Annotated in this window: 17 protein-coding genes and 1 pseudogene; 9 read left to right on the top strand and 9 right to left on the bottom strand. The window is 72.2% G+C overall.

Features of this window, described 5'->3' with window-relative positions; genetic code table 11:
- Positions 1–234 precede the first annotated feature (234 nt).
- Genes ACZ5Y0_RS02990 through ACZ5Y0_RS02980 form a run of 3 tightly spaced genes read left to right on the top strand, consistent with a single transcriptional unit; the run spans position 235 to position 3274 of the window.
- The gene (locus tag ACZ5Y0_RS02990) at positions 235–1392 is read left to right on the top strand and encodes an acyl-CoA dehydrogenase family protein (protein WP_469126869.1); all 1158 of its coding nucleotides are present in this window, start codon (positions 235–237) and stop codon (positions 1390–1392) included.
- 35 nt (positions 1393–1427) lie between these two features.
- On the top strand, positions 1428–2300 hold the full coding sequence (locus ACZ5Y0_RS02985; protein ID WP_469126868.1) for an acyl-CoA thioesterase: 873 nt from the start codon (positions 1428–1430) through the stop codon (positions 2298–2300).
- Positions 2301–2305: 5 nt separating this feature from the next.
- On the top strand, positions 2306–3274 hold the full coding sequence (locus ACZ5Y0_RS02980) for a cation diffusion facilitator family transporter (RefSeq protein ID WP_469126867.1): 969 nt from the start codon (positions 2306–2308) through the stop codon (positions 3272–3274).
- A 9-nt stretch (positions 3275–3283) separates the two neighbouring features.
- Here ACZ5Y0_RS02980 and ACZ5Y0_RS02975 read toward each other — a convergent pair whose 3' ends face one another.
- Both ACZ5Y0_RS02975 and ACZ5Y0_RS02970 read right to left on the bottom strand, forming a co-directional pair.
- Complete coding sequence (locus ACZ5Y0_RS02975) at positions 3284–4087, bottom strand: phosphatase (protein WP_469126866.1); 804 nt, start codon at positions 4085–4087, stop codon at positions 3284–3286.
- 100 nt (positions 4088–4187) lie between these two features.
- Positions 4188–5687 carry a helix-turn-helix domain-containing protein gene (locus tag ACZ5Y0_RS02970; protein WP_469126865.1) on the bottom strand — a complete coding sequence of 500 codons (1500 nt, stop codon included), beginning with the start codon at positions 5685–5687 and terminating at the stop codon, positions 4188–4190.
- A 205-nt stretch (positions 5688–5892) separates the two neighbouring features.
- Between ACZ5Y0_RS02970 and speB the strand changes: the two genes are divergently transcribed.
- Both speB and ACZ5Y0_RS02960 read left to right on the top strand, forming a co-directional pair.
- A complete protein-coding gene (gene speB, locus ACZ5Y0_RS02965; protein WP_073498523.1) occupies positions 5893–6861 on the top strand; it encodes an agmatinase in 969 nt (322 codons plus the stop codon).
- Positions 6858–8543 carry a thiamine pyrophosphate-binding protein gene (locus ACZ5Y0_RS02960; RefSeq protein WP_469126864.1) on the top strand — a complete coding sequence of 562 codons (1686 nt, stop codon included), beginning with the start codon at positions 6858–6860 and terminating at the stop codon, positions 8541–8543. Before speB ends, ACZ5Y0_RS02960 begins: the two co-directional genes overlap by 4 nt.
- A 65-nt stretch (positions 8544–8608) precedes the next feature.
- On the opposite strand, the gene ACZ5Y0_RS02955 is transcribed toward ACZ5Y0_RS02960, so the two are convergent.
- The 3 genes and pseudogenes from ACZ5Y0_RS02955 to ACZ5Y0_RS02945 all read right to left on the bottom strand — a co-directional run.
- A complete protein-coding gene (locus ACZ5Y0_RS02955; RefSeq protein ID WP_469126863.1) occupies positions 8609–9412 on the bottom strand; it encodes an endonuclease I family protein in 804 nt (267 codons plus the stop codon).
- 234 nt (positions 9413–9646) lie between these two features.
- Positions 9647–9907 carry a mannosyltransferase YkcB-related protein gene (locus ACZ5Y0_RS02950; RefSeq protein ID WP_469126958.1) on the bottom strand — a complete coding sequence of 87 codons (261 nt, stop codon included), beginning with the start codon at positions 9905–9907 and terminating at the stop codon, positions 9647–9649.
- Between the two features lie 18 nt (positions 9908–9925).
- Positions 9926–10543 (bottom strand): annotated as a pseudogene (locus tag ACZ5Y0_RS02945) (ArnT family glycosyltransferase); the annotation flags it as partial.
- A 131-nt stretch (positions 10544–10674) separates the two neighbouring features.
- Between ACZ5Y0_RS02945 and ACZ5Y0_RS02940 the strand changes: the two are divergent.
- From ACZ5Y0_RS02940 to ACZ5Y0_RS02925, 4 genes are all read left to right on the top strand, one after another.
- Positions 10675–11538, top strand: coding sequence for a serine hydrolase (locus ACZ5Y0_RS02940; protein WP_469126862.1), 864 nt, complete (start codon positions 10675–10677; stop codon positions 11536–11538).
- 238 nt (positions 11539–11776) lie between these two features.
- Positions 11777–15508: an ABC transporter ATP-binding protein gene (locus ACZ5Y0_RS02935; protein WP_469126861.1), complete on the top strand. Its 3732-nt coding sequence runs from the start codon at positions 11777–11779 to the stop codon at positions 15506–15508.
- A gap of 85 nt (positions 15509–15593) precedes the next feature.
- Positions 15594–15983, top strand: a complete 390-nt coding sequence (locus tag ACZ5Y0_RS02930; RefSeq protein WP_469126860.1) for a hypothetical protein — start codon at positions 15594–15596, stop codon at positions 15981–15983.
- A gap of 118 nt (positions 15984–16101) precedes the next feature.
- Positions 16102–17526: a S28 family serine protease gene (locus ACZ5Y0_RS02925; RefSeq protein ID WP_469126859.1), complete on the top strand. Its 1425-nt coding sequence runs from the start codon at positions 16102–16104 to the stop codon at positions 17524–17526.
- A gap of 86 nt (positions 17527–17612) precedes the next feature.
- On the opposite strand, the gene ACZ5Y0_RS02920 is transcribed toward ACZ5Y0_RS02925, so the two are convergent.
- From ACZ5Y0_RS02920 to ACZ5Y0_RS02905, 4 genes are all read right to left on the bottom strand, one after another.
- Positions 17613–19400 carry a glycoside hydrolase family 3 protein gene (locus tag ACZ5Y0_RS02920; RefSeq protein WP_469126858.1) on the bottom strand — a complete coding sequence of 596 codons (1788 nt, stop codon included), beginning with the start codon at positions 19398–19400 and terminating at the stop codon, positions 17613–17615.
- A gap of 291 nt (positions 19401–19691) precedes the next feature.
- Positions 19692–21008 carry an MFS transporter gene (locus tag ACZ5Y0_RS02915; RefSeq protein WP_469126857.1) on the bottom strand — a complete coding sequence of 439 codons (1317 nt, stop codon included), beginning with the start codon at positions 21006–21008 and terminating at the stop codon, positions 19692–19694.
- Positions 21009–21129: 121 nt separating this feature from the next.
- Positions 21130–21930, bottom strand: a complete 801-nt coding sequence (locus ACZ5Y0_RS02910) for a sugar phosphate isomerase/epimerase family protein (RefSeq protein WP_469126856.1) — start codon at positions 21928–21930, stop codon at positions 21130–21132.
- Between the two features lie 175 nt (positions 21931–22105).
- The gene (locus ACZ5Y0_RS02905; protein WP_469126855.1) at positions 22106–23152 is read right to left on the bottom strand and encodes a LacI family DNA-binding transcriptional regulator; all 1047 of its coding nucleotides are present in this window, start codon (positions 23150–23152) and stop codon (positions 22106–22108) included.
- Positions 23153–23409 lie beyond the last annotated feature (257 nt).

Genomic DNA, 23409 nt, shown 5'->3' with positions numbered 1-23409 from the left:
AAGGGCCAGTCGTTCGGGTTGCTCGAAGCGCCAGGCTCGGGGCCGGGCCGGGCCGGGGCCCGAGGCGGAGCGCCGGGCGCGTGCGGCTTCCCGGCCGGCCGGGAAGCCGGAGCGGGCGGTGGCCGGAGGGCGTGACGAGCGTTACCCCGTACCCACCCTGGACGCACCTCGTACTCGCCGGTACGGTGCTATGAGCAAGCGCTTAGACAGGCCGAGGTACGTGGAGGTGGCGGCGTGCGCCGTACGGTGTTCAACGAGGATCACGAGGCGTTCCGGGAGACCCTTCGCGCCTTCATCGAGGCCGAGGTCGTGCCCGTATACGACGAGTGGTTCGCCGCCGGCCAGGCCCCGCGGGAGTTCTACTACAAGCTCGGCGAGCTGGGCATCTTCGGGATCAACGTCCCCGAGGAGTTCGGCGGCGCGGGCCTGGACAGCCACAAGTTCGAGGCCGTCCTGTACGAGGAGACCGCCCGCGCCGGCGTCCAGTTCGGCGGTTCCGGCGTGCACGTCCTGCTCGCCCTGCCGTACATCAAGATGCTCGCCACCGACGAGCAGAAGAAGCGCTACCTCCCGAAGTTCGTCACCGGCGAGGAGATGTGGGCCATCGCGATGACGGAGCCGGGCACCGGTTCCGACCTCGCGGGCATGAAGACCACGGCCAGGCTGAGCGAGGACGGCACGCACTACGTCCTCAACGGCTCCAAGACCTTCATCACCGGCGGCGTCCACGCCGACAAGGTGATCGTCTGCGCCCGGACCTCCGCCCCCACCGCCGAGGACCGCCGCTTCGGCATCTCCCTCTTCGCCGTGGACACCAAGTCCGAGGGCTACTCCATCGGCCGCAAGCTGGACAAGCTGGGCCTGCGCACCTCCGACACGGCCGAGCTGGCCTTCGTCGACGTCAAGGTGCCCGTCGAGGACCTGCTCGGCGAGGAGAACAAGGGCTTCTCCTACCTGGGTCACAACCTGGCCTCCGAGCGCTGGGGCATCGCCTTCGGCGCCTACGCCCAGGCCAAGGCGGCCGTCCGGTTCGCCAAGCAGTACGTGCAGGAGCGCACCGTCTTCGGCAAGCCGGTCGCCCACTTCCAGAACACCAAGTTCGAGCTGGCCGCCTGCCAGGCCGAGGTGGACGCGGCCGAGGCCGTCGCGGACCGTGCCACGGAGGCCCTCGACGCCGGTGAGCTGACCCCCGCCGAGGCCGCCAGCGCCAAGCTGTTCTGCACCGAGGTCGCGCACCGTGTCATCGACCGCTGCCTCCAGCTGCACGGCGGCTACGGCTACATGAACGAGTACCCGATCGCCCGCCTGTACGCGGACAACCGTGTCAACCGCATCTACGGCGGCACCAGCGAGATCATGAAGACGATCATCGCCAAGGACATGGGTCTGTAAGCCGACAGCGATCACCGCCGGTACAACGGGTCCACATGAGCCAGGCACTACAGGATCTCCTCGATCTCCTCGATCTCGAGCAGATCGAGGAGAACATCTTCCGGGGCCGGTCCCGCTCCGCCGTCGTCCCCCGCGTCTTCGGCGGTCAGGTCGCGGCCCAGGCGCTGGTCGCCGCCGGGCGGACGGTCCCCGCGGACCGGCACGCCCACTCGCTGCACGCGTACTTCCTGCGCATGGGCGATCCGGGCGCGCCCATCGTCTACAACGTCGAGCGCATCCGCGACGGCCGCTCCTTCACCACCCGCCGCGCGGTCGCGGTCCAGCACGGACGGCCGATCTTCGCCCTGTCGGCGTCCTTCCAGACGTACGAGGAGGGACTCGACCACCAGAGGCCGATGCCGGCCTCCCCGGACCCGGCGACCCTGCCGACCTCCGAGGAACGCCTGCGCGGCTACGGCCATCTCCCGCCGGACGTCGTGGAGCGGTTCCTGGAGGCCCGCCAGGCCATCGACCTGCGGTACGTCGACGAGCCTCCCTACGGCAAGTTCGGCGAGCCGCGTGAGCCGCACAGCCAGGTCTGGTTCCGCACCAACGGCAAGCTCGCGGACGACCCCCTGCTGCACGTCGTCCTCGCCACCTACGTCTCCGACATGACCCTCCTGGACTCGGTCCTCCTCGCGCACGGCCGCGGCGGCTGGGCCGTCGGGGACGTGGTGGGGGCGTCGCTGGACCACGCGATGTGGTTCCACCGGCCGTTCCGCGCCGACGAGTGGCTGCTGTACGACCAGGAGTCGCCCTCCGCGCACGGCGGCCGCGGCCTCGGCCAGGCCCGCATCTACACGCAGGACGGCCGGCTCGCCGTCTCGGTCATCCAGGAAGGTGTGGTACGCGTTCCGCGGGAAGACTGAGGGACATGGCCACAGCGGAGGAACAGGGCGGCGGCGAGAGCACCTTCACGGTGATCGTCGCCGCCGTCGCCAATCTCGGGATCGCGCTCGCCAAGGCGGTCGCCGGGGTGATCAGCGGGTCCAGCGCGATGCTGTCGGAGGCGGCCCACTCGGTCGCCGACACCGTCACCGAGGTCCTGCTGCTGACCGCCCTCAAACGCAGCGAGAAACCTGCCGACGAGGACCACCCCCTCGGCCATGGCCCCGAGCGCTACGTCTGGGCCCTGCTCGCCGCCGTCGCCACCTTCGTCGGCGGCGCGGTCTTCTCCCTCTACGACGGCATCCACACCCTCGTCGAGGGCGAGGATCTCGGCGACCCGCTCGTGTCGTACATCGTCCTCGGCGTCGCCTTCCTCCTGGAGGGCTACTCACTGCGGACGGGGCTGCGCCAGGCCCGCGGCGAGGCGGCCCGCGTCAGGGCGCCGTTCCGGCTCTACCTCCGGCACACTCCCGACACCGCCGTCAAGGCCGTCGTCCTCGAGGACTCCGCCGCCCTCGCCGGCCTCCTCCTCGCCGCGGGCGGCCTGCTCGGCGGGCAGCTCACCGGCTCCGGCGCCTGGGACGGCGCCGCCTCCCTGTGCATCGGAGTGCTGCTCCTGTACGTCGCCTGGGTGCTGGGCCGCTCCAACATCGAGCTTCTCGTCGGGCGCCCGCTGCCGAAGCCGATGCGGCAGCGGATCCGCGCCGAGCTGCTGGAGTCCGTGCACATCGAGGCCGTACTCGAACTGACCACCCTCGTGCAGGGCCCGCGCGAGGCCCTGGTCGCGGCCAAGGTCGACTTCCGGGACGTGTCCACCGCCGCCGAGATCGAGTGGGCATGCGAGCAGGCGGAGGCCCGCCTGCGGGAGGTCTTCCCGGCGGTCACGCGCGTCTACCTCGATCCGACGCCGGGGTACGCCCAGCGCAGGGAAGAAGGGCTCAACCCCTGGCCGTGAGGCCGGCCGTCACGGCCTGCCGTCCCGGACGAGCCCCGCCTCCGCCAGCAGGTACGCCGTCATCGGGTCGTAGTGGCGCGGGCTCAGGACGTGGTCGTCGAGGGGGACCGCCACCTGGACGGTGCCCTCCGCCTCGGCGAGGAACAGCGCGGGGTCGTTGCAGTCGGCGTATCCGACGGAGTCCACGCCGTGCTGTCCGGCGTACCCCGCCCAGCCGTGGTCGGCGACGACCAGGTCCGGCAGCGGGCGGCCCTCGCGCTCCAGGGCGGTCAGGATCGCCTTCATGGGTTCGCCCGAATGCGTGTGCCACAGGGTGGCGCCGTGCTCCAGCACCGCCACGTCCGCGAACTGCATGACGTATCCCTCGTCGGTCCGGAGCCCGTCCGGGATGACGACGATCTCGCAGCCGGCCCCGCGCAGCGCGTCGGCCGTGGCCCGGTGCACGTCGAGCAGACCGCCCGGATGACCGGTGGCGAACAGCACCCGCTGCCTGTCCTCGGCCGCCTTGCGCAGCCGCGCGGCGAGCCGCTCCAGGCCGTCGACCGTGAGCTGGGGGTCGATGGTGTCCTGGCCGTAGCGGTACTCGGGGTCGTCGTTGACACCGACCCGCTCCGCCATCACCGCGAGCACGTCCTGCTCGTCGGTCCAGCGGTCGCCGAGTTCCAGGCCGAGCCAGAAGTTGCGGACGCCGTTGGCCAGCTGGCGGTAGTGGGAGAGGTTGTTCTCACGCGGGGTGGCCACGTCCCCCGCGATACGGGTCCTCACGAGGTGTTCGACGAGCTGGGCGCGGCTGGGGGTCCCGGGTATCGGCATGGTTTCCATTGTGAGGCAGCGGACCGCGGGAATCCCCGGTGTCCCGGACGCTGGGACGTGGGTCACTCGGCCCTGGCCACGCGCCCTCGCGCGGCCGAACTCACCGTCGCCGCAGCGCGAACCACAGCTCCATCCGTACGTCCGGGTCGTCCAGGTCCGTCCCCAGCAGGGTGGCGCAGCGCGCGATCCGCTGCCGCACGGTGTTGCGGTGCACCCCCAGCGCCACCGCCGTACGGTCCCAGCCGCCGTGCAGCGACAGCCAGGTCCGCAGGGTCTCGGCGAGGGTCTCGCCGAGGGGAGCGAGCAGCGTACGGGCGTGCGCCTCGGCCTCGTCCGGCGGCACCAGGTCGGCGAGCGCCGGGCGGGCGCCGTGCCGGACCAGGGGCGCGCGGGTGGCGCGGGCGCGGGCCAGGGCACGGGCCGCGCGGACATCGGCGGCCGGCCAGTCGGCGGGGGCCACGGTGTCGCTGACCCCCAGCGTCCATCCGGGCTGCGCGAGCGGCTCCCGCTCGCCGGGCACCAGCACCCGGACCACGTCGGCCCCGAGGTCGACCAGTGGCGACCCGAGCGCGGCGCCCAGCGCGGAGGCGGCCACCGCGTCCGGGCCCTGCCCCTCGGGTCGCCCGTGCACGACCTGCCACCGCTCCCCGCCCACCAGCGGGGCCACGGATTGCGGCGGAGCTCCGAGCAGCAGCCGTACGAGGGCCGAGGAGCGGGCCGCCTCCGTGCCGCTCCGATGCTCACCGGTGAGCAGCGCGAGCAGGACGGCGGCGGCGGAGGCGATGGTGTGATCACCTGGTTCGCGGCGGGGGGCGGCGACGCCGAGCACGAAACCCCGGCCGGCCCCGAGCGCGTAGGCCGCGAGGCGGGTGCCGCCGGTGGTGTCGGTCGCGGAGGCCGGGGCGGGGCGGCTGTTCGGCCGCACCACCCGTGCCAGCTCCGCCAGCGCCACCCGCACCTCGCTCCCCGGCTCCCTCCCCGCCGCCGCGATCTCCGTGCCCTCCGGCCCGTACAGCACCGCCCGGCCGCCCACCCGCTGGGCCAGCCGCCGCAGTACCGAGGGCACGGGGTCCGGCCGGGAGGCGGCGGCGGCGAGGCTCTGCTGGGCCTCGGTGACCCGGCGCAGTTCGGCGTGCCGGGCCTGGGCCATGAGCTGCCAGACCGCGCGGGCCACGCCGGAGAAGGTGGTCTGCGGCGGGACCTCCAGGAGCGGCAGCCCGTAGGTCTCACAGGCGGCTACCAGCGCCCGCGGCACGCTCTCGTGCACCGGCGCCAGGCCGAATCCGAGGGCCGCGCCGCCCGCCGCCACGATCCGCGAGACGTAGCCGTCGACGTACTCCTCCAGGCTCGCCCCGGCCCGACCGGGACCACCCCCGTCCGGCGCCGTCTCCGGAATGTGCACGCCTGCCGTCAGCAGCAGCTCACCGCCCAGCAGATACGGGTACGGGTCGGGCATCTCCGAGGCGTGCGCCCAGTGGACGGCCAGGCCCGGATCGCGCGGCCCGGCGATCTGGCGCAGGGCCAGGTCCTCGCGGGCCAGCAGGGACACCAGGGGCACGGGCGGAGTGGGCGGAGCGGGCGGGACCGTGGGATCAGGCATGGGGTGCGTTTCCTCCATCCAATACGGCTCCGGTGGATGAAACGTACACTTCGCAGTCGCCCTCCGGCGCCCTAGGGTCGTCCCGACCGGCTCGCCGACCGGGTGTCCGAACGCCTGTCCGAGCCCGTCCCGGCTCCCCAGTAGAGTCGTGTCCAGGAGTCCGGAGCGGTACATGCACGACGAAACGCAGGAAAGAAGGCAGCAGATGAGCAGCAACGAGACGCCCCGCGGCCCGGTCGACTCCTCCCGCGTCCCGCGGTACGCCGGCCCCGCGACCTTCGCCCGGCTGCCGCGCCTCGACGAGGTCGGCCGCGCCGACGTCGCCGTGGTCGGCGTGCCGTTCGACTCCGGCGTCTCGTACCGGCCCGGCGCGCGCTTCGGCGGCAACGCCATCCGCGAGGCGTCCCGGCTGCTGCGGCCGTACAACCCGGCGCAGGACGCCTCCCCCTTCGCCCTGGCGCAGGTCGCGGACGGCGGCGACATCGCCGTGAACCCGTTCAACATCAACGAGGCCGTCGAGACCGTCGAGGCGGCCGCCGACGACCTGCTGGGCACCGGCGCCCGCCTGATGACCCTCGGCGGCGACCACACCATCGCCCTGCCCCTGCTGCGCTCGGTCGCCAAGAAGCACGGCCCGGTCGCCCTGCTCCACTTCGACGCCCACCTCGACACCTGGGACACCTACTTCGGCGCCGAGTACACGCACGGCACGCCGTTCCGCCGGGCGGTCGAGGAGGGCATCCTCGACACCTCCGCCCTCTCCCACGTCGGCACCCGCGGCCCGCTCTACGGCAAGCAGGACCTCACCGACGACGAGAAGATGGGCTTCGGCATCGTCACCTCCGCGGACGTGATGAGGCGCGGCGTCGACGAGATCGCCGACCAGCTGCGCCAGCGCATCGGCGACCGCCCCCTGTACATCTCCATCGACATCGACTGCCTCGACCCGGCGCACGCTCCCGGCACCGGCACCCCCGAGGCCGGCGGCATGACCTCCCGCGAGCTCCTGGAGATCCTGCGCGGCCTGGCCTCCTGCCACCTCGTCTCGGCGGACGTCGTCGAGGTGGCGCCCGCGTACGATCACGCGGAGATCACGTCGGTGGCGGCATCCCACACGGCGTACGAACTGACCACGATCATGTCCCGCCAGATCGCGGAGGCCCGCGCGAAGTGACTCACGACCACGACCTGGTGCTCCGTCCGACGCCGGCCCAGACGCAGGCCGCGCTGAACCCGCCGGCCGGCCGCAACGGCGGAGACCTCGTCGTGGAGACACTGGCCGGGCTCGGCGCGACCACCGTTTTCGGGCTGCCCGGCCAGCACGCGCTCGGCCTGTTCGACGCCCTGCGCCGCTCCGACCTGCGTTACATCGGGCTGCGGGTGGAGAACAACGCCGCCTTCGCGGCGGACGCGTACGGCCGTGTCACCGGCGAGGCGGCCCCGCTGCTGCTGTCGACGGGGCCGGGTGCGCTGACCTCGCTCGCCGCGCTCCAGGAGGCGGCCGCGGCCTCCGCCCCCGTCGTGGCCGTCAGCAGCCAGATCCCCACGCGCGGCCTGGGCGGCGGTCGCCACGGCTACCTCCACGAACTCCCGGACCAGGCGGCCTCGTTCCGGGGTGTGGTGAAGTCGGTCCACGCGGTCCGCGCCCAGTCCCAGATCCCGTCCGCGCTGGAGGCGGCCTGGAAGTCGGCGCTGACGGCCCCGCACGGACCGGTGTGGGTGGAGATCCCGCAGGACGTGCTGCTGGCCGAGACGGTGCTCCCCGTGGTGACGGCCGGCGACGCCTTCCCCGAGGAACTCCCCCCGCGTCCCGAACTGACCGCGGTCGCCGCCGACCTGCTGTCGAACGCCGCCCGCCCGGCGATCATCGCCGGCGGCGGAGTCGTCCGCGCGGACGCCTCGGGCAAGCTGCGCAAGCTCGCCGAGCGACTGAACGCCCCCGTGGTCACCACCTTCGGCGGCAAGGGCGCCTTCCCCTGGACGCACCCCCTGTCCCTCCAGTCCTGGCTGGAGGACCGCCACACCACGGACTTCCTGGAGGACGCGGACGTCCTGCTGGTGATCGGCTCGGGCCTCGGTGAACTCTCCTCGAACTACCACACGTTCACGCCGCGTGGCCGTGTCGTCCAGATCGAGGCCGACCTCGGCAAACTGGAGGCCAACCACCCCGCCCTCGGCATCCACGCGGACGCCCGCCTCGCGATCCAGGCCCTTCTGGAGACGGTCCCCGAACGCCCCGACCCGACGGCGCCCGAGCGCGTACGCACGCTGCTCTCCCGTGTCTCGGAACGCATCGCGTCCCAGGGACTGGCGCGGGAACAGCAGGTGCTGGCGTCCGTCCGCAAGGCGCTCCCCGCCGACTCCCCGTCCTTCTGGGACATGACGATCCTGGCGTACTGGGCGTGGTCGGCCTTCGACCCCAAGGGCTCGAACCACATGCACTCGGCCCAGGGCGCGGGCGGCCTCGGTTACGCCTTCCCCGCGGCCCTCGGCGCGGCGGTGGCCGACCCGACCCGCCCGGTCCTGGCCGTCTCCGGCGACGGCGGCGCCTTCTACTCCATCGCCGAACTCGCCACGGCGAGGCAGTACGACCTGAACGTCACCTGGCTCGTCGTCGACGACGGCGGCTACGGCATCCTGCGCGAGTACATGACGGACGCCTTCGGCCAGGCCACAGCCACGGAACTGACCCGCCCCGACTACGTGGCCCTGGCCGAGTCCTTCGGCGTCCCGGCCCTTCGCACCACTCCGGAAACCCTGGAGGCGGACCTGACGAAGGCCCTGACCTCCCCGGGCCCGTCGGTGGTGGTCCTGCCGACCCTGCTCCGGATGTTCGCCCCGACCCACCTGGGCTGACCACCACGGCCGGCCACGGGAGACGACTCCCCGATGGCCGGCCGGGTCGTGCCGGGAGCGCGTGCCTACCAGATCGCCTCGACCCACTCCGGGTGGTCGATGAACGGGTTGCGGTTGTGCTGGTAGGTGTCGTAGATGGCCTGGTTGCGCTTCTCCTCGAAGGCACTCGGCGGGTCCTCGTCGTTCCACTGCTTGAGAACGGAGAGCTTGCCCATGTAGGGGTTGCTGCCGTTGTTGACGCTCTCGTTCGGTTCGAGGTCGGCGAAGCCGTCGCCGCCGTCGTAGCGCACGGCCATGTAGAGGATCATGCGGGCCACGTCGCCCTTGTCCGCGTCGCGCGGCTCGAAGGAGTCGGAGTCCGTGAGGCTGCCGCCCCCGCCGCTGACCGTGCTGCCGCCGTTGTCGAAGTCCTTGTTGCCGCGGATGCTGTTGACCTGTACGTCCGCCGGGCGCAGGTGGTGCAGGTCGGTGCCGGGGCCGGTCACCTCGCCGAAGTCGCCGTGGGACTTCGCCCAGGTGTGTTCGCGGTTCCAGTCGCCGAGGTCGCCGCCGCTGAGGGACTTGCTGCGCGAGGCACCGCTGTACAGCAGGATCACGTTGTTGCTGTTGTTCGGGTCCTGGTCGGTGACCTTCAGCGCGTTCCAGACGGCGGAGTAGGAGATCTTCGTCTGGCTGCTGATGATCGTGTGCAGCGAAGACTTCAGGCTCGTACCCGTCTTGCCGACCGCGTTCTTGTAGTACGTCGAGTCGTACGCCGTCGTGGTCGCCGCGGCGGGGGTCGCGGTGAGCGCGGGCGCGGTGAGGCCGACCAGGACGGCAGTGGTGGCCAGGGCCACCGACTGCCATCGGCGTATGCGTGTCGCCAGCATGTGGGGTGTCCGATCTACGCGTGTTGATGGGAGGCGGCAATCGGGAGAGTGACATGCACATGCGGTCAAGGCAATGAATCCGACGTGTCGATCAGATGACGGGCACCGGCAAATCAGCCCTTGTCCACGCGAGTCGATGGCGTGAAACGGCCCCTGACCGGAGAGCCGGGGGCCGTCGTCGCCGTGCGGGCCGGTGTGGCGGCCGACGTGCGGTCGGTCGGTGCCATGCGGTGGTCAGGTCACGTCCGAGGCGTCCAGCCGGTGGACCATCGACTCGGAGGTCGAGGTCGAGGTCGAGGTCGCGTCGGACGTCGTGCTCGAAGTCGCGCTGTAGTCGCTCTCCTTCACCGCCGTCCCGTTCTCCCGCACCCACTCCGTCACCTCGGTACCGGCGGCGGAGCCACCGCCCATGCCGCCACCGCCCATGCCGCCACCGAGCTGGACGTAGTGCAGCTCGCCCTTCTTCACCGGCTCCTTCAACCTGGTCAACGTCATCGCGTTGTCGGATCCGGTCTTGGTGTTGAAGGTGAGGCCGAAGCAGGCGGCCGAGCCGAGCAGCGGCAGCAGCCTGCCGTTGTGCACGGCGCGCAGGGCCAGGGCCGCGCCGCCCACCATCAGGAACACCAGCAGGGTGTCGGGGTTGTTGTCCCGGTTGATGGCCACGGTGATCGGGGTCAGGGTGAGGACCAGCGCGGCGACCGTCGCCGCGCCGTGGCCCCACACCCGCTTCACGCCGGAGTGCAGGATCCAGATCGTGCCGAGGGCGGTCAGGATCATCGGCAGCATCATCTGCCAGGTCCCGAAGCCGAACACACGGCAGGACAGGCCCATCACCATGAGGGCCAACGGCGGCTTGTCGACGGTCAGGAAGTTCCCCGCGTCCAACGAGCCGAAGAACCAGGTCTTCCAGCTCTGCGTGCCGCTCAGTACGGCGGCGCTGTAGAAGCTGTTGAGGCCGGAGCCGGAGAGGTTCCAGCCGTACAGCACCGTCGCCACGGCCAGGATCGCGAGCAGCGCGGGGAGCGACCAGCGCGGCGCCTTGTCCGGCGCGGACCGCGCCGGATCCGCCGCGGGCGGCGGGCGGTCGGTGGAGACGGTCGGGTGGGGGAGGGGATCGGTGGCTGAGGTCACCCTGCCGATGCTGTACGGCCGTCGTGGGTGGCCGCTGTGCCGGAACTGGCCGCCGCCTGTGAACGCGCGGAGGAGGCAACAACCCCTCAGATTCGTACAACCATTCACACGAACTCGTGTGTCACTGTTGCATGACTCTCCGTACTCCCAGACGAGCCAGACGCACGAGGAGGCTCCTCGCCAGCACCCTCGGCGCCGGCATCCTCATAACCGGCGTGGCCGCCGCCACGCCCGCCGCCGCCGCCACCCCGACGGTCAGTTGCACGTCGGCCAGGGCAGGTCTCGCCGCCAAGCTGAAGAAGGACATCACGGCGGCGCTCGCCACCCGCAAGGGCACGGTCGCCGTCGGCCTCTACGACCGCAGCACCAACACCACCTGCACCCTGCGCGCCTCCACCGCCTACGACTCGGCCAGCGTCGTCAAGGTCACCGTCCTGGCCGTGCTGCTGTGGGACGCGCAGAAGCACGGCAGGGCGCTGACCAGCCGCGAGAAGACCCTCGCCACGGCGATGATCACCAAATCGGACAACGCCTCCACCTCCACCCTGTGGAAGCAGCTCGGCGTGACGAAGATCAGGGCCTTCCTCACGGCCGCCAGGATGACCCAGACCAAGCCGGGCGCGAACGGCTACTGGGGCCTGACCCAGATCACCGTCACCGACGAGCAGAAGCTGCTCAGGCTCCTCACGGCCAGGAACACCGTCCTCACCGACACCTCCCGCGCCTACGTCAACAAGCTGATGGCGGGCGTCGTCTCGTCGCAGCGCTGGGGCACCCCGTACGGGCGGCCCGCGGGGGTGGCCTGGCACGTCAAGAACGGCTGGCTGTCACGCGCCACCCACGGCTGGCGGGTGCACAGCGTCGGCACCTTCAAGGGCGGCGGCCACGACTACGCCATCACCGTCCTCACCCACGGCAACAGCACCATGAGCTACGGCATCACCACCATCCAGGGCGTCGCCAAGGTCATCCACCGGGACCTCGCCGCCTCCTGAGCGACGTCCGGGCGGTGGCTGGGAGCAGCCCTCCCGGCGGCGTGCGGGGGACGAGGCGACCGGCCAGGAGGGCGTCATACCCGTGGAAGGGCTCACCCCCGCGCGGGCGCGACCGGTCATGACGTCGGCGCACCCGAAAACCATCGGGCCGGCCGACCGAATTGTTGCGGAGGGATGAAATCCGGTTTCCCTCACGTTGGTGCCTTCTGGAAGATCAGGTCGAACGGAAGGCACCGGCGTGGCTGCGCAACGGGGATGGGCACGGCGACTGGCGAGCTACGCGTGGCGCCATCCGACGGACGTCGTCCTCGCCCTCGGCTCCTCCCTCGGCGGCATGGCCGTCATGGCGCTGGTCCCGCTGATCACCAAGGTGATCATCGACGACGTGATCGGCGACCACAGCCGTGCCATGGCCCCCTGGGCGGGCGCCCTGATCGGCGCTGCCCTGATCGTCTACGCCCTCACCTATGTCCGCCGCTACTACGGCGGCCGTCTCGCCCTCGACGTCCAGCACGACCTGCGGACCGAGATGTACGGGACGATCACCCGGCTCGACGGCCGCCGGCAGGACGAGCTGTCCACCGGGCAGGTCGTCGGCCGGGCCACCAGCGACCTCCAGCTCATCCAGGGCCTGCTCTTCATGCTCCCGATGACCATCGGGAACATCCTGCTGTTCCTGATCTCCCTGGGGATCATGGCGTGGCTGTCACCGCCGCTCACCCTGGTCGCGCTGGCCGTGGCCCCCGCCCTGTGGGTGATCGCCAAGCGCAGCCGCACGAAGCTGCACCCGGCCACCTGGTACGCGCAGGCGCAGGCCGCCGCCGTCGCCGGGGTGGTCGACGGCGCCGTCAGCGGCGTCCGGGTGGTGAAGGGCTTCGGGCAGGAGGACCAGGAGACCGGCAAGCTCCGCGAGGTCGGCCGCCGTCTCTACGCGGGGCGGCTGCGCACGATCCGCTTCAATTCCCGGTACACCCCCGCCCTCCAGGCCGTCCCCGCGCTGGGCCAGGTCGCGATGCTCGCCGTGGGCGGCTGGCTCGCCGTGCACGGGCACATCACCCTCGGTACCTTCGTCGCCTTCTCCACCTACCTGGCGCAGCTCGTCGGTCCGGTCCGCATGCTCGCCGTGGTCCTCACGGTCGCCCAGCAGGCCCGCGCGGGCACCGAACGCGTCCTGGAGCTGATCGACACCGAGCCGTCGATCAAGGACGGCACCAAGGAGCTGCCCGCCGACGCGCCCGCGACCGTCGAGTTCGACGACGTCTCCTTCGGCTACGGGGACGCCTCCGGAAAACTCAACCCGGTCCTGGACGGGCTGAGCTTCGAGATCCGCGCAGGCGAGACCCTCGCCGTCGTCGGCTCCTCCGGCTCCGGCAAGTCCACGGTCTCCCTCCTGCTGCCCCGCTTCTACGACGTCACCCGCGGCGCCGTCCTCATCGGCGGCCACGACGTGCGCGAGCTGACCCAGGACTCGCTGCGGGCCGCGATCGGCCTGGTGCCGGAGGACTCCTTCCTGTTCTCCGACACCATCCGCAGCAACATCGCGTACGGCCGTCCCGACGCCACCGACGAGGAGATCGAGGCCGCGGCCCGCGCCGCCCAGGCCGACCGGTTCATCGCCGAGCTGCCCGAGGGCTACGCCACCAAGGTCGGCGAGCACGGCCTCACCCTCTCCGGCGGCCAGCGCCAGCGCGTGGCGCTCGCTCGCGCGATCCTCACCGACCCGCGGCTGCTCGTCCTCGACGACGCCACCTCGGCGGTGGACGCGCGCGTGGAGCACGAGATCCACGACGCCCTGAAGCAGGTCATGGAGGGCCGTACGACCCTCCTGATCGCCCACCGCCGCTCCACTCTCAACCTCGCCGACCGCATCGCCGTCCTCGACGGCGGCCGGCTCGCCGACCTCGGCACCCACGAGGAACTGGAGGAGCGCTCGGCGCTCTACCGCCGCCTGCTCACCGATCCGGACGAGCTGGGCGGCGTCTCGCCCGGCCACGCCCGCCCCGAGGAGCCCCGCGAGGACACCTCCGTACGTGACGAGCTGGACGCCGAGTTCGACGCCGAGCGCGGGGTCACCCCACGGCTGTGGAGCGGCGACCGGGAGCGGAAGGACACCGCGCTGGCCGGTGCGCCCGCCACGCCCGAGCTGCTCGCTCAGGTGGAGGCGCTGCCCCCGGCCACCGACGTCCCGGACATCGACGAGGTCCGCGCGGTCGCCGCCGAGGACTCCTACGGCCTGCGTCGGCTCCTGCGGGGCTTCGGGCTGCCGCTGCTGGTCAGCCTCGGCCTCGTCGCCGTGGACGCCGGCATGGGCCTGCTGCTGCCGGTGATGATCCGCAACGGCATCGACGACGGCGTCACGCGGATGGCCGTGGGCGCCGTCTGGACCGCCTCCCTGTTCGCGCTGCTCGCCGTGGTCGTCCAGTGGGCCGCGCAGACCGGCGAGATCCGGATGACCGGCCGCACCGGCGAACGGGTCCTGTACGCACTGCGCCTGAAGATCTTCGCCCAGCTCCAGCGGCTCGGCCTCGACTACTACGAGCGCGAGCTGACCGGCCGGATCATGACGAGGATGACGACGGACGTCGACGCGCTGTCGACGTTCCTCCAGACCGGCCTGGTCACCGCGTTCGTCTCGGTCGTCACCTTCTTCGGCATCATGGCCGCCCTGCTGGTGCTCGACGTGCAGCTGGCCCTGGTCGTCTTCGCCACCCTGCCGCCGCTGATCATCGCCACGTTCTTCTTCCGCAGGGCCAGCGTGAAGGCGTACGAACTGGCCCGTGAGCGGGTTTCGGCGGTCAACGCCGATCTCCAGGAGTCGGTGGCCGGGTTGCGGATCGTGCAGGCCTTCCAGCGCGAGCGGGACGGCGCGGAGTGGTTCGCCGAGCGCAGCGACAGCTACCGGCAGGCCCGCATCCGCGGCCAGTGGCTGATCTCCGTCTACTTCCCCTTCGTCCAGCTGCTGTCCTCGGTCGCCGCCGCGGCCGTCCTGATCGCGGGTGCGGGCCGGGTGGACGACGCGACGCTGACGACCGGCGCGCTGGTCGCGTACCTGCTCTACATCGACCTGTTCTTCGCGCCCGTCCAGCAGCTCTCCCAGGTCTTCGACGGCTACCAGCAGGCCACGGTCTCGCTGGGCCGCATCCAGGAACTGCTCCGCGAGCCCACGTCCACGAAGACCGCGGACAAGCCCCTCGGCGTGGACTCGCTGCGCGGCGAGATCACCTTCGAGGACGTGCACTTCACCTACGGCGAGGACGAGGAGGCCCTCACCGGAATCGAGCTGAGCATCCCCGCCGGCCAGACCGTCGCGTTCGTCGGCGAGACCGGCGCTGGCAAGTCGACCCTGGTGAAACTGGTGGCCCGGTTCTACGACCCCACCGGCGGCCGGGTGCTGGTCGACGGCACGGACCTGCGCACGCTCGACCTCACGTCGTACCGCCACCGGCTGGGCGTCGTCCCGCAGGAGGCGTACCTGTTCCCCGGCACCGTCCGCGACGCCATCGCCTACGGCCGCCCCGACGCCACCGACGCCGAGGTGGAGGCGGCGGCGCGGGCGGTCGGCGCGCACGAGATGATCGCCACCCTGGACGGTGGTTATCTCCACGAGGTCGCCGAGCGTGGCCGCAACCTCTCCGCCGGCCAGCGCCAGCTGATCGCGCTGGCCCGCGCCGAGCTGGTCGACCCCGACATCCTGCTCCTCGACGAGGCGACGGCCGCCCTGGACCTGGCCACGGAGGCCCTGGTCAACCACGCCACCGACCGCATCGCGGGCCGCCGGACGACCTTGGTGGTGGCCCACCGGCTGACCACGGCGGCCCGCGCGGACCGGGTCGTCGTCATGGACCACGGCCGGGTCGCCGAGGACGGCACGCACGACGAACTCCTCGCACGGGGCGGGCGCTACGCCGAGCTGTGGCGGGCGTTCGTCGGGGCGGCCGAGCCGGAGGAGCCGGTCGGCGCGTCCCGGTGACGGTCGCGCAACCATCCGACACATGCCCCGCGTCCGTACACCTGTACGGCCATGCGCGCGGCACATGTGGGAGGGATCGAAGACCGTGGACAGTGGTGCGATACGTCGACGGCTGGGGGTGGGGCTGGCCGTACTGACCGCGTCCGGACTGCTCGCGGTGGCGGCACCGGGCAGCGCCCAGGCCGCGCCCTCCTCCTGCACGGGCCGCCAGGTGCGGATGCTGCCCTTCTCCACCGGCTCCGTCCTCGTCTACAAGAACGGCGGCCGGGTGTGCGCCGTGACCGTCCAGAAACGCCCCGGCACCAAGCGGGTCGTCTCGGTCGGCGTGCAGGCACGCGGCCATGTGGCCGTCCGCAAGTCGCGCAAGCACACCCGCAGTTCGCCGCCCGTGGAGGTCTACGCCGGCCACCGCTGCGTGCGGGTGTCGGGCGCGGTGGGCAGCGGGAAGTACACCTCCGGCTGGATCCTGTGCTGACCGGTCCCGGCTGACGATTCCCGGCCGACATTTGCCCCATTTCCCAAACCCCCCTGGTGTGACGGGTGTTGCTCCGATAGCTTCCGGCGCACATCTGTCTCACAGGGAGGGTGCGCGCATGCGCAAGGCGCTCAGATGGCTGCTGGCGTTCACCGTGCTCATAGGCACGCTGACCACGGCTGGGGCGGCCACCGCCGCCGAGCCGACGGCCGCGGACATCAAAGACCGGCTCCTCTCCGTTCCCGGCATGAGCCTGGTCCAGGAGAAGCCGTACCCCGGCTACCGATACTTCGTCCTGAACTACACCCAGCCGGTGGACCACCGGCACCCCTCCAAGGGCACGTTCGAGCAGCGGATCACCGTGCTGCACAAGGACGTCAGCCGCCCGACGGTCTTCTACACCGGCGGCTACAACGTCTCCACCACCCCCAGCCGCCGCGAGCCCACCCAGATCGTGGACGGCAACCAGGTCTCCATGGAGTACCGCTTCTTCACGCCGTCCCGCCCCGACCCCGCCGACTGGTCCAAGCTGGACATCTGGCAGGCAGCGAGCGACCAGCACCGCATCTTCCGGGCGCTGAAGGCGGTCTACCCCGAGAACTGGATCTCCACGGGCGGCTCCAAGGGCGGCATGACGGCCACCTACTACGAGCGCTTCTACCCGCGTGACATGGACGGTGTCGTCGCCTACGTCGCCCCCAACGACGTGGTGAACGACGAGGACTCGGCCTACGACCGCTTCTTCGCGAGCGTCGGCACCAAGGAGTGCCGCGACCGCCTGAACGCCGTGCAGCGCGAGGCGCTGGTGCGCCGCGAGGCGCTGGAGAAGAAGTACGAGGCGTACGCCGCCGAGAACGGGTACACCTTCACCACGGTCGGCAGCCTGGACCGCGCCTACGAGGCCGTCGTCCTCGACTACGTGTGGGGGTTCTGGCAGTACAGCCTGCTGTCCGACTGCGACGCGATCCCCGCCGACGCGAGGAACGCGACCGACGACGAGATCTGGACCTCGATCGACACGATCTCCGGGTTCTCCTTCTACACCGACCAGGGCCTGTCCCCCTACACGCCGTACTACTACCAGGCGGGCACCCAACTCGGCGCGCCCACCATCCACTTCCCGCACATCGAGAAGAAGTACGTCCGCTACGGCTACCAGCCCCCGCGCAACTTCGTCCCCCGGGACATCTCCATGAAGTTCCAGCCGTGGGCGATGCGTGACGTCGACACGTGGGTGCGGCACAACGCCCGGCACATGCTGTTCGTCTACGGCCAGAACGACCCGTGGGGCGCCGAACGGTTCCGCCTCGGCAAGGGCGCCAAGGACTCCTACGTCCTCACCGCGCCCGGCATGAACCACGGCGCCAACGTGGCCGGCCTCGTCGCCGACGAGAAGGCCCTCGCCACCGCCCGCATCCTGGACTGGGCGGGCGTCGCCCCGGCCGCCGTCCAGGAGAACGCGGCCGCGGCCCGGCCGCTGGCGAAGTTCGACGCCAAGCTGGACGTACGGGACGTGGAGCGCGAGCCGGCGCTGCGTCCGTAACCCCCGCTCAGCCCGCCACGACGGCCGGCCGGCTCCCCGCCGGCCGGCCGTCGTGCCGTGTCGTCTCCCCTCGTCCCGTGGACGGGTCAGTAGGTGAGGCCGTGCCCGATCGGGTACAGCACGCGTGCCGGATCGTCCGGGTCCTGCACCGGCACCGGCAGCCCGCCCCGCGGCGGCACGGTTCCCGCGATCGCCCGTGCGGCGGCCCGCAGTTCGACGTCCGTCCAGGAGTAGGACGCCAGGTACGCCCGCACGGACGGCAGCTGGGCCACGTCGTACGGATTGCGGACCGCCACCGCCACCACCGGCCTTCCGGTGGCCAGCAGTTGTTCGACGAGCGTCTTCTGCGGGCTCGTCGCGGTGACGTTGTACGTCCCCACCACCACCGCGTCCGCCTCGCCCGCCGCCGCCACCGCACGGGCGATCGTCGCCGCGGACGGGGCCGTGCCCGTGGACAGGGCCGTCGCCGTGAACCCCAGTTCGGTGAGCGTGGCGGCCAGGACCCCGGTGGGCGGACCCGTGGTGCCCGAGGGGGAGGCCGGGTCGGCGCCCACCACCAGCAGCCGCCGGTGCGTGCGCGGCGACAGCGGCAGCAGGGAACCCTCGTTGACCAGCAGGGTCGTCGTCCGCTCGGCGATCCGGTCGGCCGTCGCGAGGTGCGCCTTCGTGCCGACCGTCCGCCCGACCCGGTCCCGGTCGACGTACGGGTCGGTGAGCAGCCCCAGCCGGTCCTTCAGCCGCAGGATCCGCAGGACCGACTCCTCCAGCCGCGCCTCCGTCAGCTCCCCGTCCCGCACGGCACGCAGCACGGCGTTCCAGGCGACGTCCAGCTTCGGCGGGTTGAGGAGCTGGTCGACGCCCGCCTTCAGCGCGAGCACCGGCACGCGGTCGTCGCCGTACTTCGTCCGTACGCCCGCCATGTCGAGCGCGTCGGTGACCACCACCCCGTCGAAGCCCAGGCGTTCGCGCAGCAGGCCGGTGACGACGGGGCGGGAGAGGGTGGCCGGGTCGCCCGAGGGGTCGAGGGCCGGGACCAGGATGTGCGCGGTCATGATCGAGTCGACGCCGGCCGTGATCGCCGTGCGGAAGGGCACCGCGTCCAGCGCCTCCCACACTTCACGCGTGTGCGTGATGACGGGGAAGCCGTAGTGGCTGTCCACGGCGGTGTCGCCGTGCCCGGGGAAGTGCTTGGCGGTCGCCGCGACCCCGCCCGCCCGGTAGCCGCGGATCTCCGCCGCGGCCAGCTCCGCCACCGCCTTCGGGTCCGCGCCGAACGAGCGGACGCCGATGACCGGGTTCGCCGGGTTGACGTTCACGTCGGCGACGGGGGAGTAGTCCTGCCGGATGCCCATCGCCCGCAGCTCCGCGCCCGCGACCCGGCCGAGAGTGCGGGCGTCGGCCCGCGACCCCCCGGCGCCGATCGCCATCGCGCCAGGGAACAGCGTGGCCGGCTCGCCCACGCGCGCGACGATGCCGTGCTCCTGGTCGGTGGAGATCAGCACCGGCAGCCCGCGCGGCTGGTCCAGGCAGGCCCGCTGGAGCCCGTTGGACAGGTCCGTGATCTGGAGGGGGTCGCGGGTGTTGTGCGCCCACGTGAAGTAGATGATCCCGCCCACCCGGTATCGGGCGATCAGCTCGGCGGCGGTGCGCACACCGAGTTCGGCGAGGTTGGCGTCGATGTCGGCCTGGTCGGGGGCGGTCGCCGAGTGGCCGTAGACCCGCGTGACGAAGACCTGGCCGACCTTCTCTTCCAGCGACATGCGCGAGATCAGCGCGCGCAGGCGGCGGTCGGCGTCGGCGTGGGCGGCGCCGCCGACGGTCAGTGCGGTGGTGAGACCGGCACCGACGGCGAGGACGGTACGTCTGGAGGGCACGTGCGCTCCTTCCGGAGGACATCCGGGGATGATCGAGGGATCCAGTGATCCAGTGATCCGTTGAAGGAAACTTCCGTCGCGCCAGCAGTAACCGGGAAGTTTCCGCCAGTCAAGGGAACGCGCACGGCACCGGGGGAGGGGCCGCCATCGGCGCAACGAAGGGGGCGCGCCGGTGACGGCCTGCCGTCGGCCGCGGTGCGGCGGAGAGGGGGCGCGCCCACTTGGACCTGGACGCGGGCTGCGGTTCCTGGTCGCCGGTCCTTCAGTGGTGCGGGTCGGGCGACGCGAGGCTCACGGTCCGGCCTGGGCAGCCGTCGTAGGACCGTCGGCTTCCACGGTCCCCGCGGACGGGGATCCGGAGCAGGTGTCGGATCCGGAGTCCTCCGACTCCGACCCGTTCCGCAGTTCCGGCGTCGTGACGGCCACCGCCGCCACCGCCAGGAGGCACAGCACCCCGCCCGTGACCAGGGCGGTGGCGCCCGAGGACCAGCCGGCGGCCACTCCTGCGCGCAGGTTGCCCAGATGCGGGCCCGCCTGACCGACCATCGTCTCGGCCGCCGTCACCCGGCCGAGCAGCGCGTCGGGGGTACGGGTCTGGACGATGGTCGTACGGGACAGGACGGCCACCGCGTCCGCCGCACCGGCCAGGACCAGCGCCCCGAGCCCCGCCCAAGCACTGGTCGTCAGGCCGAACAGGGCGAGGGAGACGCCCCACAGGGCGGACGAGCACAACATCACCGGCCCCGGCCGCGCCAGCCGGGTCACCGGCCCGGAGAGGGCGGTCGCGGTGACGCCGCCCACGGCGAGCGCGGACAGGAACAGGCCCAGCGTGCGCGGATCACCACCGAAGCGTTCCGCGTTGACCAGGGGGAAGAGACTGACCGGCATGGCCAGCACGGTCGCGGCCAGGTCGGTCAACAGGGCGCCGCGCACCACCCGGTGGCCGGTCAGGAACCGCAGCCCGTCCAGGACGCCGTGCAGTCCGGGCCGGGACCTCTCGCCCTCGGGCGGCAGCGCGGGCAGGCCGAACGCGCCGTAGAAGGCGAGCCCGAAACTGAGGGTGTCCAGCAGGTAACAGACGCCGATGCCCCACCAGCCGAGCACCACCCCGGCGACGGCCGGACCGAGCAGCATCATCGACTGCCCGCTCGCCTGGTTGAGCGCGAGACCCGCCGCCACCTGGTCCTTGGGCAGCAGCCGGGGCACGAACACGCCGGCCGCCGGGGCCCCGACCGCCGCGAACGAGGCCTGGGCCGCGACCAGCGCCAGGATGAGCACCACCGGCACGTGCCCGGTGAAGCCCTGCACGGCCAGCAGGACGGAGCAGACCGCCTGGCCGACGGTGGCGAGAAGATAGACGCGACGCCGGTCGGCACGGTCGACCCAGGCACCGGCGAAGAGCCCCACGCCGACCATCGGCACCGCCTGCGCCAGCCCGACCGCGCCGCTCCACACCGAGCTGTGCGTCATGTCCCACACCTGGAACATGACGGTGACCATGGTCATGAAGCCACCGAGGGTGGACACGGTGCGCCCGATCAGCAGCCGCCGGTAGACGGGGGAGGTGCGAAGGGGGCGGACGTCGAGGAAGGTCCGGCCGAGACTCATGACGCCGAAGGGGCGGCGTGCTGCGCTGCGGGTCGATACACGGCGGGGAGGCTAACCCGCCCCCTTGCTGACCCGCCAGTCGATTACCGGCCCCGGGGACGAGGGGTCTGTACCGCCGCCCTCACGCCGACTCGTTGAGCAGCCTCCCCAGGTGCTCCCGTCCCGCGCCGAGCAGCTCGGCCAGCGGCTCGGCGGCGTCGTACCACCGCTTCTCGTACTCCCAGCACAGCCAGCCGTCCCACCCGTGCCGGGAGAGGACCTCCACGCACTCGGCGAGCGGCAGCACCCCGGCGCCCAGGGCGACCGGCGTGGTGTCCTCGGCGGAGGCGATGTCCTTGACCTGCACGTATCCGAGATACGGCGCGAGCGCGGCGTAGGTGTCCTGCGGCTGTTCGCCGCCCAGCCAGGTGTGCATCACGTCCCAGAGCGCGCCCACCTGCCGGTGCCCGACCAGGCCGAGGACACGGGTCGCGGCGGCGCCGGTGCGGTGCGAGTCGTGGGTCTCCAGCAGGACGCGTACGCCCAGGTCGGCGGCGTACCCGGCGGCGGTGCCCAGCCGCCGGGCGGCGACGGCGTCCGCCTCGTCCGGGGCCTGCCCGTCGGCGCCGCCGGGGAAGACGCGGACGTAGGGCGCGCCGAGATCGCGGGCGAGTCCGACGAGCGCGCGGATGTCGTCGAGCACCGGCCCGTCGTCTCCCGGAGCGGCCACGCGCGCGTACCCCGCGACGCCGAGCACCTCGACCCCGGCCGCCTTGAACTCGGCGGCCACATCGGTCCGTTCGGCCGGTCCGAGGCCGGGATGCACGGGCTCCTCGGGGTGGGCGCGCAGCTCGACGCCGTGGTATCCGTGCGCGGTCGCGAGCCGCAGCACGTCGGGGATCGGAAGACCGGGAACACCGAGAGTGGAGAAGGCCAGCTTCATACCTTCGGACCCTACTCGCCGCCCGCCCCACCGACGACCGCTGCGGATCGCCGACGGCGCGTCCCGCGCCATTCGGCCGCGCGGGATCCTGGACCGCGCGGTCCCAACGGCTCGCACGTCCGGCGGCGCAGGCACCGCGCCGCCCCGCCCGAAGCCGTCTCCCACACCCGCCCGCTCAGCCCCGAGGCACTCCCGAAGACCCCCGCACCATCAACTCCCCCCGCACCATGGCGATCCCTCCGGGCGGCGGCTCCTCCCGCCCCATGGCGATCCGTCCCGCCCGCGCCCCCGCCTCAGCCAGCGGCAGCCGCACCGTGGTCAGCGCCGGCACCGCGTCGATGCTGAAGGGCAGGTCGTCGAAGCCGGCTACGGAAACATCCTCGGGAATGCGCAGGCCGGACTCCCGCAGGGCCGCGCACGCGCCGAGCGCGACGGAGTCGTTCGCCGCGACCACGGCCGTCAGCGCCGGGTCCCGCCGCAGCAGCTCCAGCGTCGCCTCGTACCCCGCCCGCCGGTCGTAGCGCCCGTGGACGGTCCAGCGGGGGTCCTCCTCGATGCCGGCCGCGACCAGCGCGGCCCGGTGGCCCTCCAGCCGGTGCCGGGTGGTGGTGCGCTCCTCGGGGCCCGCGATGTACCCGAGCCGCCGGTGCCCGAGCCCGATGAGGTGCTCGGTGAGTTCCCGGCCGCCGCCGCGGTTGTCGAAGGTGAGCGCGATGGCCCCGGTGTCGGGCGCGGGCGGCCGCCCGCACAGCACGACCCGGGTGCCCGCCTCGCTCAGCCTGCGCAGCTTCCCCGCCACCGCCGTGGCGTGCGACTCGTCCTCCATGGCCCCGCCGGTCAGTACGACGGCCGCGGCCCGCTGCCGCTGCAACAGGGTGAGATAGGTCAGCTCGCGCTCCGGCGAGCCCCCGGTGTTGCAGACCACCGCCAGCCGCTCGCCCCCGGCGCGCCCGCCGGGCCCGCCGATCTCTCCCTGGATCGCGCTCGCCATGATCCCGAAGAAGGGGTCGGCGATGTCGTTGACCAGGATGCCCACCAGGTCGGAGGTGGCCGCGGCCAGCGCGCTCGCAGGGCCGTTGAGCACGTAGTCCAGCTCGTCCACGGCCCGCAGCACCCGTTCCCGGGTCGACGCGGCCACGGGGTAGTTCCCGTTCAGTACGCGCGACACCGTCGCGGGCGAGACCTGCGCGCGGGCCGCCACGTCCGCCAGGGTCACCGTCATCTCGTCGTCCTCCGGTCACGCATCTCGTCGTACGTCGTCGTACGCCCTGGTAGACAGCAGGCTCCCCTGCCTGGTTCCGGGCGTGTCGAGCAGACCTTACGGCCCAGCACCCGACTTGTTCGCCCCCTCGAACAAGTCGGGTTGGACACGGTCTTGTCCGGACGCCGGTCAGAGGCTAGCTTCTCCCTGTATAGAAAGCGCTTGCTGTGACGCTGATCAGTGACAAGGCGTACGCGGCGCGCGCAACCGCGTACGAG

It is taken from the genome of Streptomyces sp. NPDC033216 (genome assembly GCF_055577115.1).
This window is presented reverse-complemented; position numbering and strand designations above follow the sequence as displayed.